We start from the raw sequence: 18774 nt of genomic DNA on the forward strand, positions 1-18774 counted from the left end.
TCACAAACAACAAACCCGGCCAGCGCCGGGTTTGTTGCTAATGATCTTCACTGCTCGGAGATTCTTCCGCCTCACGCTCCTCATACTTCAGCGCACGAAGCTCCTTGGTAAATTGATAGGTAACTGCACCGACGAATGTCACATATGCTGGCAAGCCTATGAGCACCGGACGCCAACCGGCACCTTTTACCAAGGACACAAGCAGGATGAAGAATGGTAATGCACAAGCGGCAGCATAGGCTATAGCCGCTCGGCGATATATATTGCGCCGCTGTTCCGCCTGCGTCATTTGCCACCCTTCTTATCAACTGTTTTGGTGATTGCGTTCTGCGTCGGTCCGGATAGGATTTGATTGATCTGGTTTAAGAAGTTGCCCATTGGGCCAGGCATCATCGTCGTCATTACCGTTCCAAGCACAGCGGAACCTGCTCCTATACCACCAGATAAATCCGCATTCCCGGAATTCGTTATAGCTGTTGCCCCGAACGCTCCTGCCCCGCCTGCCGCAGCGTTGTATCCCCCAACAGCAACCTTGCTAGCCATACCCGTGCCTAGAACATCGAGCGGCAACAGAAGAGGTGTCATCGCCCCAGCTATCCCACCGACCGTGAACGACTTCGTAAAGTCCGGCGTATCGGATGATAGTCCCATCGCATGACTGATCGCATCGCCGACAAAGTCGTATGTCGTACCCAGCCCCCAAGCCATAGCAACCGCCGGAGCAACAGCACCAAGTGCGACCAGCCCAACTCCCGCGCCTGCGGCCACGCCGATCCGTGGATGCGCGTCGTGGCCTGGCAATGCATTCTGTTCCGGTGTCAGCGAACCGTTCTTGTTGCCATACAGGAACGGACTGTTGTACTCCGCTGGCGTCGTCGCTGTGAACAGGCCGTTGCTGTTCTGGCTAATAAACGCCACCGCAGTCGCGTCGCCACCAGGCCCCTTGCTTGCTGCTGCATCGACCAGACGGTAACCGTTCGCCAGCAACATGTTCTGCGCCTGATCCGCCGTGATCGACTGGCCAGTCTTCTCCTCGTAGAACTGGGCAAACTGTTTGGCGTTATCTCTCGCCCACTGTCGCTCGTCGGGATGCAACTGCCAGTTGAACCGTACTGCTACAGCCGATTTCTTACCCTGAGATATTGCACGACTGCAAACACACAGAAGACTGAACCTAATAAAAAACCCTTAACAAACACATCTTCAGCATCATGCCAGCCCCATAGGTGACTGCCACCATAAAACAACTTCGCCATGTAAGCAATCGTGACCTTCATGGCCGCCACACCAAGCAGCGAGATAGCGAAGGCATAAACAAAGAGAAGTAGCAACCGAATCATCTCTTGCCATCCACGTGATTTTTGATGCTGTTGATTTCAGCATTGCCGAACTCCGACCCGAAGCCTCCGCCAACAGAAGAGCCGATAGTTGGTAGATTGTTCGGTATAAGGAAGTTCAACCCCGACGGCCCAGCCCATTTTCCGACATCCGCCCAGCCCGAACTGTTGATCGTTGGCCGCAGGATGGAGTTGATCCCTGTCTCCATGCCTTTGCCAACACCATAACCGAAGGCCGCGCCAGCGCCGCTCACTGCGCCGCCAAATATGACGCTGTCGCTCTTACCATATACGGCGTTATTGATCGCCGTGCCTGTCGCACCACCCACGCCATTCACGAACACGTTCCATCCCAGCCCGCCGGATGCGCCAACGCCTCCCGATATCGCAGCAATGGCCACGTCAATGGGATTGACCGTCCCATTCTGGTAATACTGCGAGCCTGCATTGATCCCCGCGCTAATCGCGCCGGTCCCCACCGCCGAAGTCCATGCAGTCGAACCCAATGCCCCGTCAATCCCGAAGATCGGCGCACCCGGTATTGCTGCCAGTGCAGGAAGGACCGCTGGTGCGGCCAAGGCTCCCGCAATTGCGAGGCCGAGTTTAGGGTTAGCTACAGCTCCCGGTAAAGCCCGTTGTTCCGGCGTCAACGAACCATCCTTGTTTCCATAGAGGAAAGGACTGTTGTACTCGGCTGAAGTAGCGGTGAACATGCCGCCTGCGTTCTGACTGATAAACGCCACCGCAGTTGCATCGCCACCAGGCCCCTTGCTTGCTGCTGCATCGACCAGACGGTAACCGTTCGCCAGCAACATGTTCTGCGCCTGATCCGCCGTGATCGACTGGCCAGTCTTCTCCTCGTAGAACTGGGCAAACTGTTTGGCGTTATCTTTCGCCCACTGTCGCTCGTCGGGATGCAACTGCCGGTTGAACCGGTCAACGTTATAGCCTTCGAATGCACCTGCATTGCCGCCGACTGCCGCACCCGCGCCCGTAGCAATGGCGTTCGCCACGATGTTGCCGAGCGCGGTGTCGATGTCGGCGTTACCGGTCGGGTTCAATCCTGCAATTGCGCCGCTTAGTTTGTTCAGCTCGCCCCCTGCAATCGACGCGATACCCGCTCCTGCCGCACCACCGAGCGCGTTTCCACCTGCAAGGCCGGTCACGAGTGCCGCGCCTGCAGCTTGCATTTCTGCCCGATATGCACCGCCTTCTGCCCATGCCGGATCGCCCGTTGCCTTGGCCTGTGCGTCTGCGTAGTCACCAATGCGCCGCGACACCGCTTCACCCGCAGCGCTTGCCGCCGCCATCATGTCCGCCTGACGGTCCAGCAGGTTGTTCACGTCCGGCAGTTTGGCGACCGTGCCGTTCGTGTTCGACGTGTCACGGTTCAGGCTCGCGATGTCCTGCGTCTGGCTGGCTGCGTCGGTAACGCTGATGGTCCCCGCACTGATGCCGCTACGCGTGGTCGCGCTGTCACTGCCGCTGTCGTTCTGGCTCAACATCGGCGCACCGCCGCCTGCATTGGGCCCGTTCGCCGTTGAACCCGGGCCGTGGGTGCTGTAGTTCGCGCCACCGTCACCCGTTGTCACGCCTGCACTGAAGCCGCCCGAATGCGCGTCATAGCTGGACTGGTTCTGGATATCGCTGAAAGTCAACGTGCCAGTCGAGAGATTGTTCTTCGACGCGTCCGCATCACTGGCAATCACCGCACCCTTGAGGTCGGTGTTGCCCTTGACGCTGATATTGAACCCACCGTCGCCCGCCGAGATGCCAGCCTGTTCATTCACGCCCGCGTAACTACCGTTCGCGTTCGCATTGGTATGGCTGAAGCTAGCGCTGCCGCCGCCCTGGCTGATCGCGAAGCCACCGCCCGTGCTTTCCTGATGCGCGGCGCTCGACATCGTGTCCTGCACGCTCGCGATGTTCAGGTTGCCACCGACATCGGCATTCACCTGACGGCCATTCACATTCGACCCGATGATGCTGGTGTCGCCCCCCGAAATGATCGTTGCAGTGTTGGCCGCCGTCACATGCGTGTTGTTCTGCATGGCGGCATCGCTGTTGCCGTTGCCGTGCGCCTTCGACATCGACGCATCGACTCCCCAGCCTTGCGTGCCATAGGAGATACCGACACTCGCACTGCTGGATTCGTTGCTGCTGCGCGTCGAGTCGGTGTCGGTCGTGTTCACGAGATTGACCTGATTCTTTGCCGCCAGGATCACGTCATTCGCGTTCACGTTCGAACCCGCAATCGTCACATTGCCACTTCCCGGTGTGCCGTCTCCGGTCGCCACGAACGCGGCCGTGCCGCCCGCCGTGACACTTGAGCCGCGATTGGTCGTGCTGTCTTCCGCGTAGGTGTTCTTGCTGTGGCTGCTGCCATAACTGAGTTCGATCTTGGCCGAGGGCGTTTGTCCATTGGCAAGCTCGCCTAATGCAGTGCCAGCGGCGCCCATCGAATCAACCGCGCTACTCGCCGCCGCCATGCCGTGCAATGCCGCAGCACGGTCATCCTGACTGTGGCTCGCCGCATGTGCCTGGTCAACCGTGTTGTACACCGCATCAATCACCGGGGCCTTGATCGCGAGCGTAAAGCCGCTCTGTTTGACCTCGTGCGTCTCGTCGTGATGCATCGTATCGACGGCAGAGTCAATCGTGACGTTAGCGCCGGTGCCGGTGACATTCTGCGCGGCAACCAGCTCGCTGCCAGTAACGTGCAGGTCGTTGCCTGCGGTGATGTTCAGACTGCCATTCAGTGACCCGACCGTGCTGCCCGTATTCGTTACCTGAGTGGTATTGGCCGTGTCGGTCTGTGTCCTGCTGCCCACCGAAATACCGATCCCGCCGCTCGTGCCAAAGCCGGACTCATGCTTCTGGTAATAGCTCGATGTACTCTGCGTGTCCTGCGAGGTCGTGATGTTCACGTTGCCCGCCGCCGCCAGGTTCACGTCGTTCGTGCCTGCGATCGTCGAACCCTTCACGCCCAGATCCTTGCCTGCACTGACCGTGACCGTGTCGCCGGACACGGTGCTGCCCACGCCGATGTTCGCCTGCGTGTTCTGCATTGTGTCGGTGGTCGAGCCGTGGAAACTGCTGCCACGCTTCGATTCGGTCGCCGAGTAAGAATCGTGTTCCTCGCGGCCTTCGTTGATAGTCACGTCACCCGTGGCCGCAATGGTTGCCGCGCCGCTACCCGCTGCCAGCGACGAACCGGTGAGCGTGACATTGCCCTTCGCCGGATCGGCGCTCAGGGCCGCGAGCGTCGCGCTGCCGCCCGCGGCCAGGCTCGTCCCGACCGCCTGCTCGTCGTAGCTGCGGTCGGCCTGCTTGCGGGTTTTGTCGTCCGTTGCCACGTTGTTGTAGGTCGCGGTATTCGTGACGGTCGTTGCCGTGAGGTTGCCACCCGCGACCACCGCCATATCGCCACCCGCGCTGATCGTCGCGCCCTTGAGCATCGTATCGTTGCCGCTCTGCATCGCGAGACTGCCGCCTGCCGTGATCGCGCCAGTCTGGTTGATCGTGCTGCTGGCTTCCCAATGATGGTCCGCATTCTTCGTCACCGACTGCGACGTGTCCGACTGCACGGTATCCACCGTCATATCGTGACCCGCTGCGATCTGCGCATTACCACCTGCTGCGATGCTCGCGCCATGAACCGACAGGTCATTGCCCGCCACCACCAGCAGGTCCCCCGTCGATGCAATCGTGCCCTGTGCGCCGAGCAGGCTCTGGCTGACCTTGCTGTTGCCCACTGTCGAGCTGACGCCAACCGTGTCCACCAGCGTGGCGTTGACAATGTCATGACCGGCGAGCACGGCAACCCGGTTGCCGGTGATGCGTCCTGACGCGTTGACGACATCGTTCGTCGCGGACACCACGGTCGTGCCGTTGTCCGTGCTGCTGCCGATAGAGCCGCCCCGGTTCAGGATGTTGGTCGCGGCGACGACGGTCTGCGTACCGCCCTTGATAACGCCTGAGTTGGTCGCGTTACCGGTGGCGTGAATCTCGACGTCATCGGCGGCGATCAGTGCGCCGGTCGGCTGCAGGTCGTTCGCATGGGCGTGCGCCAGATAGACGACCGGCGCCAGCACCGTTTGCGTCGTACCATCCGGCAGCGTGACGCTCTGGCTGACCAGCCAGACGATATCGCTCGTCAGCGCGTCCATCTGCGCAGCGGTCAGCGCCAGCCCCGGTTCAAGGTTGAACTCCTTCGCGACGTTCACGCCGTTATTCATCAGCGCGCGGTACTCGTCCTCGTTGCTCGTGTAGCCCTGCAGGTAGACGTGGCCTGTGAGCTGCGTGATCTGGTTGCGCACCATCTGCTCTTCGTAGACGCCATCGCCCAGCCGCTTGATGAGCTTCGACGGATCGAGGCCGAGCGCTCCCAGCATGTAGTCGCTCGAAATGAAACTCGCGTAACTCGTCAGGCGCGGATCGGTAACGACGAGATATGACGCGCCCGGGGCCGCGTTGAACGTGTACAGGCCACTCGACGGCAGCGTGATACTGAGTGCGCCGTCCGGTCCGGCAATCGACTGCGGCGCGTTGATGGTCTGCGTCTGGCCGGTGGCGAGGTTGACGGTCTGCGCCCCTGTGCCGGTGATGCCGCCCACGGTTCCATTCGCCCCGAGTGTGCCGCCCGTCGCGCCGGTTGCCGAGTTGGCCGCCGCCACGTTGGTGTTGTTGATGTCGGTTGCGTCGATCTGCACCGAGTTGTTCGCGATGATCGTGCCACCCGTTCCGCCAATGGCAACCGGGGACAGGACTATCGACGGCTCAACCACGGTGCCGACATCGCGCGAAATGTTCTCGTTCCATGCGTAGGTCGAAACGATGTCCTGCGTCTGGTACTGGTAGAGCGTCTGGCCGATGTTGTTCACCAGCGTGCCGCCATAGTTGCCGCTCGCCACATCGCCGGCTGCGTCGGCGCTGCCAATCTGGATCGAGCCGCCCGCGCCGATGGCGCTATACGCGTTGTTCAGCGTGCCAACGTTGGCGAGCACCATGTTGCCGCCCGCCATGATCTGCGCCTGCTGCGCCTGCGGGCCGGTTACCTGGTCCTGCTGCGTGGTGGTGGTCGTGTCGCGTGCGATCTCGACGCGCTGGTAACCCTTGTGGGCGTCGTTGCGCGAAGCGTATTCGGTGCCGGGATCGTAATTGACGTTCGGATCGTAGCCGTCCCAGTAGCTGACGGTGATCGTGCCGTCGGTGTTGGTCGTCAGCGTGTTGTAGTAGATCGTCTGCGGCTGGCCGTTGACGTTCACCACCAGCACCTTGTCCGTCGCGTTTGGGCCGGTGGTCTGCGACACGACGTCTGAACTGGAGAAGGTCGCGTTGATCGGCGCGATGTAGCCGTCGTCCCACATGGCCTGCGTGCAGTAGCTCTTGTCGGCGTTTTCTGTCGTACAGGCCATGTACTTACTGCGCTTGGTCTGGTGGACGGTATCGACATCGGTTGTCACCGTTTCCACCGTCGGCGCGGGGCGGGCGTTGGTGATCGTCTGTGCGGCAATCTCGATGTTGCCCTGCGCCTCGATGGTGGACTGGTCGCTGGTGACGGAATTGCTGCGGTTGGCGAGCAGTCCGTTGGCATCGCGCGTGCCATCCGCCGCGATATTGATGTCGCCGAGGCTGAAGAGGTTCGCGCCGCCCGTGTTCGAAATGTCGCCGGGCGAATAGAGATTCAGTTGCGAAGCTGCGGCCATTACGGCGGCAGCGCCCGTGTTGGCGATCAAACCGGCATTGAGCGTAACCGTATTGCCGACAATCGTTGCGGTGTTGGTCAGCGACGCGCTATGCGTCGTCACATTGTCACCTTCGATGCGGCCTTCGTTGGTGATCCCATTCGCCGCATTGACCGTCGTAGCCGACGAATTCAGGTCCGCGCCCGCCTGGTTGTCCACGTTCGCCGCGTTCACCGTCAGCGCGTTCACCGCGCCGAGCGTGCCCTGGTTCGTGAAAGCGCCCCCCGTGGTAAAGATCAGGTTGTTGTTGGCCTGGATCTGGTTGCCGCCGGTGAGCGTGTAATCGCCGTTGACCGTGACCGTACCGTCGTTACCGGCGATGATCCTGCCATCGCCCGTGAGCTGGCTGGTTGTGACGCTCAGGTTCTGGTCGCTGCCGATTGCGCCGTCCTGGTTCGCGAGCGTACCGGCATTGACGGATATCGAACCGCCGCTTCCGGTATCGTTGCCGATCCGGCCCGAGGTATTGTCGAGCGAGGCCGTGTTCAGCGCAATCGCACCGTTGCCGTGGATCGAACCGCCCACATTGATGACCCCTGCGTTGGGGCCGTTCAGCGTGACGTTATTTGTACCCGACAGCGTGGCGCTCGTGTTGTCCGCGAGCTGCGCGATGTTCAGCGTCAGGTCGTGACCCGACACGAGCTGCGCGCCGTTCGTGTTCGACAGCGTGGCCGCATTCACGGTCAGGTCGCCGTTGCCGCCAATGGTGCCCGCGCCAGCGACACCGCCCGTATTGCTGTTCGCGATGGTGGCCGCGCTGATGGTCGTCGCGCCCGATCCGGTGTTGGCGATGCGGCCGTTCGTGTTGTCGAGCGACGCGCCTGTGACCGCGAGCGTGGCCGCCGTGCCGCCTGCCTCGATCTGCCCGCCGGTATTGTCGATAGCGCCCAGAGCCGACACCGACACGATGTCCGTACCCTGAATCAGGCCAGCCCGGTTATCGAGCGTGCTGCCGGACTGCACCATGGCCGCGCCACCCGCCGTAACGGTGCCACCCGCATTGCCGATGCTGCCACCCGATACCGATACATCGCCATTGCCACCAATCAGGCCGTTGCCCGTGTTCGCGATCGCACCGCCAGCGCTAACCGTCGTCGTGCCCGTACCGCCATTCGCAATGGAACCGCCGTCGTTGACGACTGACTGCGCCGAGACGGACAGCGTGTCGTCCGCCTGGATCGTCCCGCCGGCGTTGTTCAGCGCGCCCGAGTCTGTGAGTGAAACGGTCTGCGCGCCGATGTAGCCGCCCACGCTGTTGTCCAGCGAGGCGACGTGCAACGTCGCACCCGTTTGTGCGGCCAGCGTGCCGCCCCGGTTCGAAGCCGCACCCGACCGGACATCAAGCGCGCCATTCGTCGCGATCGTGCCGCCATTGTTCGACAACGTGCTCCCACTGATCGACAGCGTGCCGGTGCCGGAGCTGGCAATTGTGCCGTTATCGTTGACAAGCGCAGCGGGGCCGAGCGCCAGGTTGTCGCTGTTGGTCTGCAGCGTGCCGCCCGAATTGTCGAGCGTGCCCGTTACATCCATGGTCGTCGCGCCGTTGCCGGTTTGCGTGATAGTGCCGCCATGATTGACGAGGTTCGCCGCATGCAGTGCGATCTGATCCGCACCGAGGCTGCCACGGCTGTTGTCGAACGATGCCGCGGTGAGCGTAGCCAGATGGCCTGCTGCGATGGTATTCGCGTTGGTGAACGTCGAGCCTGCGGACACGGTCACGTTACCGTTCGCCGCGAGTGTCCCGCTGTTGAACAGCGTCTGCACGGCACTGGCAATCAGCGACTGCACTGCGGTGATCGAGCCCGCGTTCGCGATCTGACCGGCCTGCACGTTCACGTTACCGTTGCCGCCGATGGTCCCGCCCGCGCCATTGTTCAGCAGACCCGCCGCCGCCAGCGTGAGGCCGTCCGCGCCCAACGCAGTAACATGACCGCCTGTGTTGTCGAGCGAACCGGCGCTAACCGAAAGTGCGCCGGCTGCCTGCAATGTGCCGCCCTGGTTCTGCAAGTCACTTGTTGTCGCGACGTTAAGCGTGCTGCCCGAGACAATCTGCCCGTTGCGGTCGGACAGCGCGCCCGCCGTGACGCTCTGTGCGCCGCCCGAGGACAGTACACCGCCGTCGTTCGTGAGCGTCCCGGAGGCGCGCGTGTCCAGCGCAGCGCCTGCCGTCACGGTCGCGCCCGACAGGTTCAGGTCGCCGCCGCTGGCTGCAAGTTGGAGTGACCCATTGGCCGAGGCACTGCTGCCGGCGAGATTGACCGCCGTGCCGTTCAGCGACGCATCGCCGCCTGCCGCATTGCGTCCGGTCGTGGTCAATGTGCCGCCCGCCGTCACTGACAGATCGCCCGTCTGCGCAAGGCTGCCGTCGCCGTTCACGCCCGCGCCGAGCGTGCCGGTCGATGCCACGCTGCCCGCGTTGACCGTCGTGTTCTGCTGCGCCGCGAGCACACCGCTGTTCGTCAGCGCGCCAGACGTGTTGACGCTCACGCCCTGCTGCGCATACGTCGTCCCGCTATTGTCGATGCCGCCCGCCGCCGCGAGCGCCATGTTGCCGCTTGCATTGGTCTGCCCGGCCAGCGTCAGCAGCCCATTGGTGCTCAATACCAGATCACCCGCCTGCGCCGCCAGCACGCCTTTATTCGACACACCGACGCCATTCTCCGTGCCCACAAGCACAATCCGGTTCGCGTACATCCCGCCAAGCTGGCTCACGTCGATGGACACACCCGGCGCCGGACCGTCGCCCGCAATCGGCGTTGCATTGAGCGTGTCATGGCTAATGCTGTTCGCACCGGTCACGACATTCAGGTTCTTCGCGTAGATCGCGGCATTCGCCTGCACGGCGCGCGACAGCAGGTCGACCTGATCGGTGTCGCCCGCATTCAGTCCCGCGCCCTGGATGCTGATGTTGCCGCCCGTCACGTTAAAGCCCGCGAGCGAGCCGTCCGGCGCGAAATTCGGCGTGCCGGTGGTCAGGATGGCCCGCGACGTGTTGATGAAGCCGCCACCGTTCACGGAAATCCCGCTTCCGTTAGCAATGACCACCTCTGCGCGCTGGCCCGCAACTTCAAGATGCCCGTTGATCTGGCTCGCCGCGCTGCTATTGACCTGATTGACGATGACGCGCGCCGACTGGCCAGGGCCGAAGTTCGGATTGCCGTTAATCATGCCCGCCTGCTGCGTCTGCACGATCACCGGTGAGTTGTTCAGGATCGCGCCTTTCGACTGCACATCGAACCGACCATAAGTGTTCATCGACACACCCGCACCCGAGGGCCGGTTGACGTTGACCTGCGGCAAACCGTTCTGTGTCTGGATGACGGATGGAGCGTTAGCGCCACCCGGAACGATCTGCGCACCCGACCACGAAGGCAGCGTGCCAAGCAGGGCAAGCGCGGCAAACGCGACCTGCCGCAGCATAAAAATCACGCCCTGTGATTCTTCACTGCGCGCCGTGGTCTGCCCAGTTTCCTTTCCCGATGCCGCAGCGGTTTCCTCGACAGCCACGAGCATTCCGCGCAGGCGGTTATACACAAGTCGAAAGTTGTTCTTGTTCATCAGGTCTATTCCGCACGCCGCTTTTAACGACCGCGTAATCTAGCGCCAGATGAAACAACCCGGGTCAAACGGGCCGCCGTTCTTGAGCCGAAAACAACGAATCACATCAAATCGGAGTTGTCCTATAGGACGTTGACGGGAGATGAAGTAGCCCGGATCAAACGCTTGCGGGACCGGTGCGCTGCGCGACAAAGTTCTCCACAGAAACCGTTCATAAGGATGTGGACAACTACCGGGCAAACTTCGCAAGCCGTTGATGTGGTGGAGGATTTATGAGGCGCGTGGAGGTTGCGCAGGTGCCGCGCGCACGGGCACCTCCCGTCATGGGCGGCCGTTTCGTGAGAGCATCAGGTATGGCGTCGCGCAACTTACCGTGCGAACGGCACCCGGACGCAAGGAGGCAGGCGTGACCCCAGCACGAACGACCCCACACCCAACCCGCCGCACCCTCCTGCGCCTCGCCGCAGGCACCATCCTGACCGCACCGCTTAGCACCCTGCTCAAAGCGCAACCCACCCCATCCATGCACACACGCCCAATCCCGAGCACCGGCGAGCCACTCCCCGTAGTCGGCTGCGGCACATGGCGCACCTTCGACGTCGGCGACGACCTCACCGCCCAGGCACGTCTAGCCGAAGTACTCCGCATACTGTTCGCCGCCGGCGGCTCCGTCATCGATTCATCGCCCATGTACGGCACCTCCGAGGCGGTAACCGGCACCTTGCTGACCCAACTCGCCGCCCACCAGAAAGCGTTCGTCGCCACCAAGGTATGGACGCAAGGCCGCGAAGCAGGCATTGCGCAAATGGAAGAGTCGATGCGGCGCCTGCAGCAGCCGCATATCGATCTGATGCAGATTCACAACCTGCTCGACTGGCGCACGCAACTGCCAACGCTGCGCGACTGGAAAGCCAGCGGACGGATCCGTTACCTCGGCATCACGCACTACACCTCAGGCGCGTTCGACGAAGTCGAGGCCATCATGCGCAGCGAGAAACTCGATTTCGTGCAGATCGATTATTCGGCAGACGATCGCGCCGCTGAAGAACGCATCCTGCCGTTGGCAGCCGAGCGAGGCATAGGTGTGGTGATCAATCAGCCGTTCGGCGGCGGCAGCCTGCTCGCACAACTGCACGGGCGTCCATTGCCGGGATGGGCCGCGGAAATCGGCTGCACCTCATGGGCCCAGGTTCTGCTCAAGTTCGTGCTGGCGCATCCGGCGGTGACCTGCGTGATCCCCGGCACTGGACGCCCCGAATACATGATCGACAACTTGCACGCCGGTATCGGTGACTATCCCGACCAGGCGCTGCGCAAACAGATCGTCGCCGCGCTCAGCGCATGAGCGCGTAACCACGCAGCGGCAGCCAACGGCGCCTATTCCGCAGGCAACGTCAACTGCGCAACCTCGCAGTTTGGCAAACCGCGCAACACCGCTGGCGGCAACAACAGCTTGGCCACGCGCACACCGGCGCCCATCACGACCTGCTCACGCTCCATCACCGCAGCATCGACGAGAATGCGCCAGTCGTCAGGCACTCCAAACGCCGTGATACCGCCGAATTCCATTCCGCTATGTTCGACCGCAACCTCCCGCCTGGCGAACGAGAGCCGCTGCGCGCCGAGGTGTGCCTTCACCGCACCGTTGATATCGAGCCGCAACGAGCCGAGCGTCACAATCGCGGCATAGTGCTCTCCGCCATCCTTCCTGTAGCGAATCACGATGGTATTCGCGCAGTCTTCCAACCCGAAACCATAACGCTCGCTGAACGCGGCCGTATCCGAGGCGTCGTCGCTGACGGCGAATACGACGACACCATTGGGTGGCAAATGAGCGATGACCTGCGCCGGCAGATGGTCGGCGAGCTGATCGGCTTCGATAATGTCCAGCTTCTGAAGAGATTCGTGTGAGTGCATGATAGGCAGGCTGATTGTCTTGAGTCTATTTTGCGCCAGATTGCCATACCCTGAAAATATGGCAACCGTCGTTCACATGTATTTTCAATTTGGCGCGGTGTCTCGTATCCTCGCATGTGTCATCCACGGGATGGCAAGGAAGTCCTGAAGATACCCGACCTAGAGGCTTTGCGTGTTCTCACATCAAACTGGCCGCCTTCGCTCGGCCCTCGTTGCCGCCGTTCTCTGCACGCTGTCCATTGCCGCTGATGCATCCACCTTCGAGATCCATCACCACCACCCCGCGAACGAGGAAGCCATCAGCGCAGCGTCGCAAGGCGGTGTCCTCGTGCGGGACCTGCCGCTTGCAGACGGTGGCTTTCAGCGGGTCCTATACGACGCACCGCCCTCGGAACCGCGCGGCATCATCGTGATGTTTCCGGGCGGCGCAGACGACATCGGCATCGAGAAAGATGGTGTGATCAAACACGGCGACAATTTCGTCGTTCGCTCGCGGGACCTATGGAAAGCCAAGGGTTATGGCGTCGTGCTGGTGGACGCGATCGACCATGAGTCGATGCGCGGCAAGCGCAGCACCGCTGCCTACGCTGAAGTAACGCGGGAGATCGTGGCCTTCGCTCATGAGCAGGCCAACGTCCCCGTCTGGGTGATGGGCACGAGCCAGGGGTCGATTGCAGCGATGAACGCGGCTTCACACGAGAAAGGCTCGCGACTTGCGGGCGTGATCCTGACCGAATCGGTGTCGATCCTCGGCGCCTCGCACGAGACCGTCTTCGACGCGCATCCCGATGATGTGCACGTACCCGCGCTCGTGGTCGCGAACAAGGACGATCAGTGCTGGGTCGCACCACCTTCGATGGCCGACGCGATTGCAAAGTCGATGCGCAATACGCACAGCACCGTGATATTCGTGCAAGGGGGCACGGCGCATTCGTCGAACCAGTGTGCCTCGCTGTCACCACACGGCTACTACGGGATCGAGGGCGAGGTGGTCGACGCCATCGCTGGCTGGATGGAGCACGCAGGCGCCTGACACCAACGCGGTAAGCGCGCGCAGGCATCGAACGCCTGGCGCGACGCCCTTACCCGCAGCCTGAAACGAATCAGCTGTTCGACGGCGGTACCGCCGTGGCGTTCTGATCTGGTTTGCAGTCCGTAGCGTACTTCGCCATCAAACGCGCCCGCGCATCGGTGATATCGAGGGAATAGTTGTCAGTCGAAGGCCGGTACCCGACGGACTCCAGTTCGCGCAGTTCCCGGATCATGTCGCGGTGCGTCACCTCTCCCTGCGTGTGCTTGAATGGATACGAGTTGCACTCGTGCGGCGTGAGCTGGCCTGAGGCCATCGCGCAGGCGCTGGCCATCATCAGCCCGAGGGGCAATGCGTACTTCAACGGGGTCTTCATGGTGTCTTCCTCCAGTGTCTAATATTGCCCTGCGGCAAGACGGCCTGTGTCGCGATGGAATTGGACCGTTGCCGAAGTTGCGTATTCAGAATAGGCAGGAAGAGGTGTCGTTCCGGCTTCGGACACGTGAAGGTTTTTTCACGCTGTGATATAGATCGCGAACCTCAGGTGTACAGCCGGTCGATCACGACGCCGTCGTCCTTGCCGACCTCCGTCCGCCCTTTCTCGCCTGCCTCTGATCTGAACCGCTCCAGATACCCTTCCACCACGTCGTTATCGAGCACCCTGACAAGCTTTCGATTGGTAAGCCCGCTGGCGGAACGTGGTACCGTTACACCGCATCCTGCGGCGCAAGAAGCCGGCATGAAACGTTTCCGGTGCCGTCAGGATGGAATTGACATTTCGAACCTGCATTTCAGGGGTCAAGCGCGAGACGTATCGATGCTGCGTCTTTCGTGGACCGGAAACGCATATAGATAGGGGGGCACTAATGTTTTATCAGTCCAGTGGTCGTTCTTCCGTAGCACGGCGATCCGCAGCAATTGCGGTCGTACTAGGTCTGTCCTCGTGGCTTTCAATCTGCGCCGCGGCCGACAACACGGCTTCGGAACCGGCAGCCGCTTCGGCAGCGGCCGTCAGTTCACAAAGCGACAAAACCGTTGACCACGCAAACGGCACCGTGAGTTTCATCGACAAGAAGAATTCGATCATTGTCGTGACGCTCAAAAGCGGCCGCGAACTGAGTCTGAACGCGAAGGACCATAGCGACGTGCTCGACCGGGTTAGCGTAGGCAACAAAGTCGCCATCGCCTATCTGGAGCCGTACGTCACCGCGCTTACTCCCATGAAGGGTGCCAAACTCACGCGCTTGACGCACAGCGTCAAGGTGACCCAATCGGCAGCCGATTCCGGCCAGGACGGTTTTCGCGCAGTGCGAACCTATGACGGGGTGGTGGAAGTCACGGCGATCAATAGCAAGCTGAATCTCCTGACCATTGCCGACCGGACCGGCACGGCGCAGTCCGTGAAGGTGAGCCAGCCGGATCTCGTCACCGTGATGAATTCATTGGCGCGCCACGAGCACGTCCAGTTGACTTACGAGTCTGCCTTCAAGGTATCTATCACGCATTAAGGCCGGACGCGCGCCCGTTTGCGGGCGCGCGTCGCTGGTCACCGCCCTGCACCGCTGTACTGGCATCCTGATGCCAGCGCATACGTCCAATTACGCGGCCACCACGCCCGACTGGTGCGCGACGAGCCTTGCATAGGCACCGCGCGCAGCCAGCAGTTCGTCATGACTACCGGCCTCGACCACGCGTCCGCCATCCATCACGAGAATGGTGTCCGCGTTCTGAATGGTCGACAGACGATGCGCGATGATGATGGAGGTACGGTGCGCCATCAATTCTTCCAGCGCCGCGCGGATCTGCTGCTCGCTGATCGTGTCCAGATGCGAAGTCGCCTCGTCCATGATCAGGATCGGCGCGTCCTTGAGGAACGCCCGCGCAATCGCCACCCGCTGACGTTGACCGCCAGACAGTTGCACGCCGCGTTCGCCCACCCGGGTTGCAAGTCCCTCCGGCAAGCGGTCCACGAACTCGCTCAGCGCTGCCCGATCCAGTGCGCGGCGCACATCCTCGTCGGACACGTCACGTCCCGCGAGACGGATGTTCGCTTCCAGCGTGTCGTTGAACAGATAGGTGTCCTGCGCCACCAGCGCAATGTGGCTGCGCAGATCGTCAAGGCGCAGCTGGCGCAAATCGGTGCCGCCCAGCTTGATTGCGCCTTGCTGCGGATCCCAGAAACGCAACAGCAGATTCGCTACCGTCGACTTGCCCGCCCCCGATGCACCCACCAGCGCCACAGTGCTGCCCGGACGTACAACAAAGCTCACGCGGTCCAGCGCCGGCACGCTGCGTCCCGGGTACGAGAACGTCAACGCTTCGATCTGGATGGGCGGGTTCGCCGGCACCGGGAGGTCGCCGTCGGTCACCGGTTCGTTCTCGCTTTCGACTACATGCAAGCGGCGCGTGGAGGCGATCGTATCGGCCAACTGACGCGCTACCTGGCCGATCTCGGCGACGGGCATGAAGGCCGCGACGGCCACCAGCACCAGCAACGGCAGCCACTCGTGGGCAAACCAGCCGCGCGAAGCAAGCACGGCGCCCAGCAAGGCCACGGCGAGTCCACCGAGGCCGGTCGCGATTTCCAGCGCGGCGCTCTGACGCGACAGATCGTCGAGCAGAGCGGAGCGCTGCTTCTGGTAAGCCTGAAGGTCTGCGAGAAACACTGCGCGGCGGCGCCCCGTGGCCTGGAAAGCGGCGAGTTCGGCGAGGCCCTGGATCGTCTCCGTGAGATGCGCGCCAAGCTGTCCTAATGCGGCGCGTGCCTCGCCACCGAGACGGTCGATCTTGCTGCGCGCGAAGACCGGAGTGAGACCGGCCCACGCAAGGAAAGGCAGCAGCACCAGCGCGAGCGGCCAGGCCGCCCATGCGAGCAATGCGAGCACGCCAGCGGGAATCAACACTGCGACGAATGCCGGTGCCACGGTATGGGCATAGAAATATTCGACGGTCTCCACGTCCTGAGTGGCCAGCGCCACCAGGTCGCCGGAACGGCGACGCAGCAGATACGCGGGCGCGAGACGCTCCAGCTTCGCAAACAAGGCAATGCGCATTTCCGCCAGCAGACGATAAGCCATGTCATGGGCGAGCCAGGATTCCAGCCAGTGAAGCGTCGCCGCAACTGGCGCAGCAATTAGCAGTCCGATGGTCAACGCGAGGACTGGCCGCCCCGAAGAGACACCGGCCACAACCAGCGCAGCCAGCACGCCAACCCCGATGAAGCTCAGGACACGGCCGATGCCGCACAGCACGGTCAGCGTCAGCTTCGTGCGCCATGGTCGAACGAAGCGCAACAAGGTCCGCAACGTATCGCCCCAACCGATCGCCGCGGCGTCCTCGGCGAGCGCTCGCACTTGCGGCCCCGACGAAACTGCCGCGGTCCGTACCCGCTCGATCACAGCCGGCGCTTCGCCTCTCGCCGAGACCTGCGGTACCATCAGACGGCGATACGCCCCCGGACGATCGATCAACTCGGCATGCGTGCCGCTCTGCACCACGCGCCCCTGCTCCAGCACGAGAATCCGGTCGGCGCCGATCACGCTCGACAACCGGTGCGCGAGAATCAGCGTCGTGCGACCGCGCATCAAGCGGTCGAGCGCTTGCTGGATGACTGCTTCGTTCTCCGCATCGACTGCGGAAAGCGCCTCGTCGAGTACGAGGATCGGCGCGTCGCGCAGCAACGCCCGAGCAATCGCGATGCGCTGGCGCTGTCCGCCGGAGAGCGTGGCGCCACGTTCGCCGATACGCGTCGCGTAACCGTCGGGTAGCGCGCTAATGAAGTCGTGGATATTGGCCGCAGTCGCGGCGGCGATCATGTCCGCGTCGCTGGCATCGTGCCGGCCGAGCCGCAGGTTATCGGCGATCGTGCCGTCGAACAGCGTGGTGTCCTGAGCGACGATCGCAATCATGCCGCGCACCTGGTCGGGATTCAGCGTGCGAATGTCGTGACCGCCGATGCTGATTGCACCGGCCTGCGCATCGTGCTGGCGTAACAGCAGGCGCAGGATGGTCGATTTCCCCGCCCCGCTCGGCCCGACGATGCCCACCGTTTCGCCGGCGGCAATCGTAAAGCTCAGCCCGGCGTGGGCATCGGCGCGGCGGCCCGGGTAGGCAAAGCCGACGCTGTCGAATGCAATGCTGGGCGTCAGGTCCGGGACCTGCGCGCCGAGCGCAGCCGGAGCATCGCTACGGGCCTCCAGCAGCGTGTGGATAGCGTTCGCCGCCGACTGTCCGATCATGCCCGAGTGCAGCACCGACCGCAGATCGCGCAGCGGACGGAAGATCTCCGTGCCGGCCATCAGGATGATCAGCAAGGCTTCAAGGCTCATCTCGCCGTGACGCACCCGCCAGGCGCCTACCGCGATGGCAACCGCCGCGCCCAGCCCGGTGCCGAGATCGGTAAAGAAGCGGGTCAGCAGACCCAGGGCGAGCACCCAGAACGTGCTCCCGGACAAGGCTCGAGCGTGAGCCGCAAGCTTTTGCGCGAAGGCGCCGCTCTGGCCGAATGCCTTGAGTGTGGGCAGACCTTGCACCGCGTCGAGGAACTCTTCGCCGAACGCCTTGAACGCCGCCGCGCGAGCGATGGCCGCGCGCTTGTCGGCGTTGTGGACCAGCATCGGCAGTGCGAGCGTCGCGAGCGCGGCGACCAGCAGCACGGCGGCGGTGGGCACGTCCCACCAGGCCAGCACGGCGAAGATCACCACCGGCGCGCAAGCGGCGATAACGAGTTGCGGCACATAAGCGCCGAAGAAAGTCTGCAACTGCTCCACACCGTCGATGACGGCCAGCATCACGCCACCGGTGCGTTCGGCGCCGAACCAGGCGGGGCCGAGCTCGGCGATGCGGTCGAACAGGCGTGCGCGCAGCACCGACTGAACGCGTCCGGCGGTGCCCTGCGCCAGCACGACGCGGCGATGATCGAGTGCGGCCCGCAGCAGCATGCAGGCCACCGTAGCGGCTGCGGCGAGCGCAATCTGTTGCGGTGGTGCACCTTTGAACGCGAGCGCGAGAACCCGGCCGAGAAAGACGAAGCGCATCACGCCAAAGCCCATAGCGAGCAAGCCCAGCACCACCGCGCCGGCCACGCGTAACCGCAGCCCCGCCATCATCATCCATAACCTGCTATCGAAATACATCCGTTTCTCCGGTCGGTTCAGCGCAACGTCGCTTTTTATATTCGGGTTTA

The 18774-nt window shown here is 62.7% G+C and carries 11 protein-coding genes; 3 read left to right on the top strand and 8 right to left on the bottom strand.

Going from position 1 to position 18774, the window contains the following annotated elements:
• Positions 1–37: 37 nt before the first annotated feature.
• From P3T17_RS15725 to P3T17_RS15740, 4 genes are read right to left on the bottom strand one after another with little or no spacing between them, the layout of a single operon-like run.
• On the bottom strand, positions 38–289 hold the full coding sequence (locus tag P3T17_RS15725) for a hypothetical protein (protein ID WP_429407724.1): 252 nt from the start codon (positions 287–289) through the stop codon (positions 38–40).
• On the bottom strand, positions 286–1095 hold the full coding sequence (locus P3T17_RS15730) for a hemolysin (protein WP_429407726.1): 810 nt from the start codon (positions 1093–1095) through the stop codon (positions 286–288). Before P3T17_RS15730 ends, P3T17_RS15725 begins: the two co-directional genes overlap by 4 nt.
• A 20-nt stretch (positions 1096–1115) precedes the next feature.
• Positions 1116–1340, bottom strand: coding sequence for a hypothetical protein (locus tag P3T17_RS15735; protein WP_429407728.1), 225 nt, complete (start codon positions 1338–1340; stop codon positions 1116–1118).
• Complete coding sequence (locus P3T17_RS15740) at positions 1337–10642, bottom strand: hemagglutinin repeat-containing protein (protein ID WP_429407730.1); 9306 nt, start codon at positions 10640–10642, stop codon at positions 1337–1339. The genes P3T17_RS15735 and P3T17_RS15740 overlap by 4 nt, the downstream gene beginning before the upstream one ends.
• Before the next feature lie 406 nt (positions 10643–11048).
• Here P3T17_RS15740 and P3T17_RS15745 point away from each other — a divergent pair, with 406 nt between their 5' ends.
• Positions 11049–11987, top strand: coding sequence for an aldo/keto reductase (locus P3T17_RS15745; protein WP_429407732.1), 939 nt, complete (start codon positions 11049–11051; stop codon positions 11985–11987).
• 32 nt (positions 11988–12019) lie between these two features.
• Here the strand turns inward: P3T17_RS15745 and P3T17_RS15750 are convergent, their stop codons facing one another.
• Positions 12020–12559: a YbaK/EbsC family protein gene (locus tag P3T17_RS15750; RefSeq protein ID WP_074266127.1), complete on the bottom strand. Its 540-nt coding sequence runs from the start codon at positions 12557–12559 to the stop codon at positions 12020–12022.
• Positions 12560–12731: 172 nt separating this feature from the next.
• Here P3T17_RS15750 and P3T17_RS15755 point away from each other — a divergent pair, with 172 nt between their 5' ends.
• Positions 12732–13592, top strand: a complete 861-nt coding sequence (locus tag P3T17_RS15755) for an alpha/beta hydrolase (RefSeq protein WP_429407734.1) — start codon at positions 12732–12734, stop codon at positions 13590–13592.
• 70 nt (positions 13593–13662) lie between these two features.
• Here the strand turns inward: P3T17_RS15755 and P3T17_RS15760 are convergent, their stop codons facing one another.
• Together P3T17_RS15760 and P3T17_RS15765 are read right to left on the bottom strand one after the other, a co-directional pair.
• Positions 13663–13965: a DUF4148 domain-containing protein gene (locus P3T17_RS15760; protein WP_429407736.1), complete on the bottom strand. Its 303-nt coding sequence runs from the start codon at positions 13963–13965 to the stop codon at positions 13663–13665.
• Positions 13966–14129: 164 nt separating this feature from the next.
• Positions 14130–14330, bottom strand: coding sequence for a hypothetical protein (locus P3T17_RS15765; protein WP_429407738.1), 201 nt, complete (start codon positions 14328–14330; stop codon positions 14130–14132).
• Positions 14331–14644: 314 nt separating this feature from the next.
• On the opposite strand from P3T17_RS15765, the gene P3T17_RS15770 reads away from it, so the two are divergent.
• Complete coding sequence (locus tag P3T17_RS15770) at positions 14645–15097, top strand: hypothetical protein (RefSeq protein WP_429287501.1); 453 nt, start codon at positions 14645–14647, stop codon at positions 15095–15097.
• Between the two features lie 90 nt (positions 15098–15187).
• Here P3T17_RS15770 and P3T17_RS15775 read toward each other — a convergent pair whose 3' ends face one another.
• Positions 15188–18724, bottom strand: coding sequence for an ABC transporter ATP-binding protein (locus P3T17_RS15775; RefSeq protein ID WP_429407740.1), 3537 nt, complete (start codon positions 18722–18724; stop codon positions 15188–15190).
• Positions 18725–18774: the final 50 nt, after the last annotated feature.

Origin of the sequence: Paraburkholderia sp. GAS82 (genome assembly GCF_050436285.1) — a bacterium.
GTDB lineage: Bacteria > Pseudomonadota > Gammaproteobacteria > Burkholderiales > Burkholderiaceae > Paraburkholderia > Paraburkholderia phenazinium_B.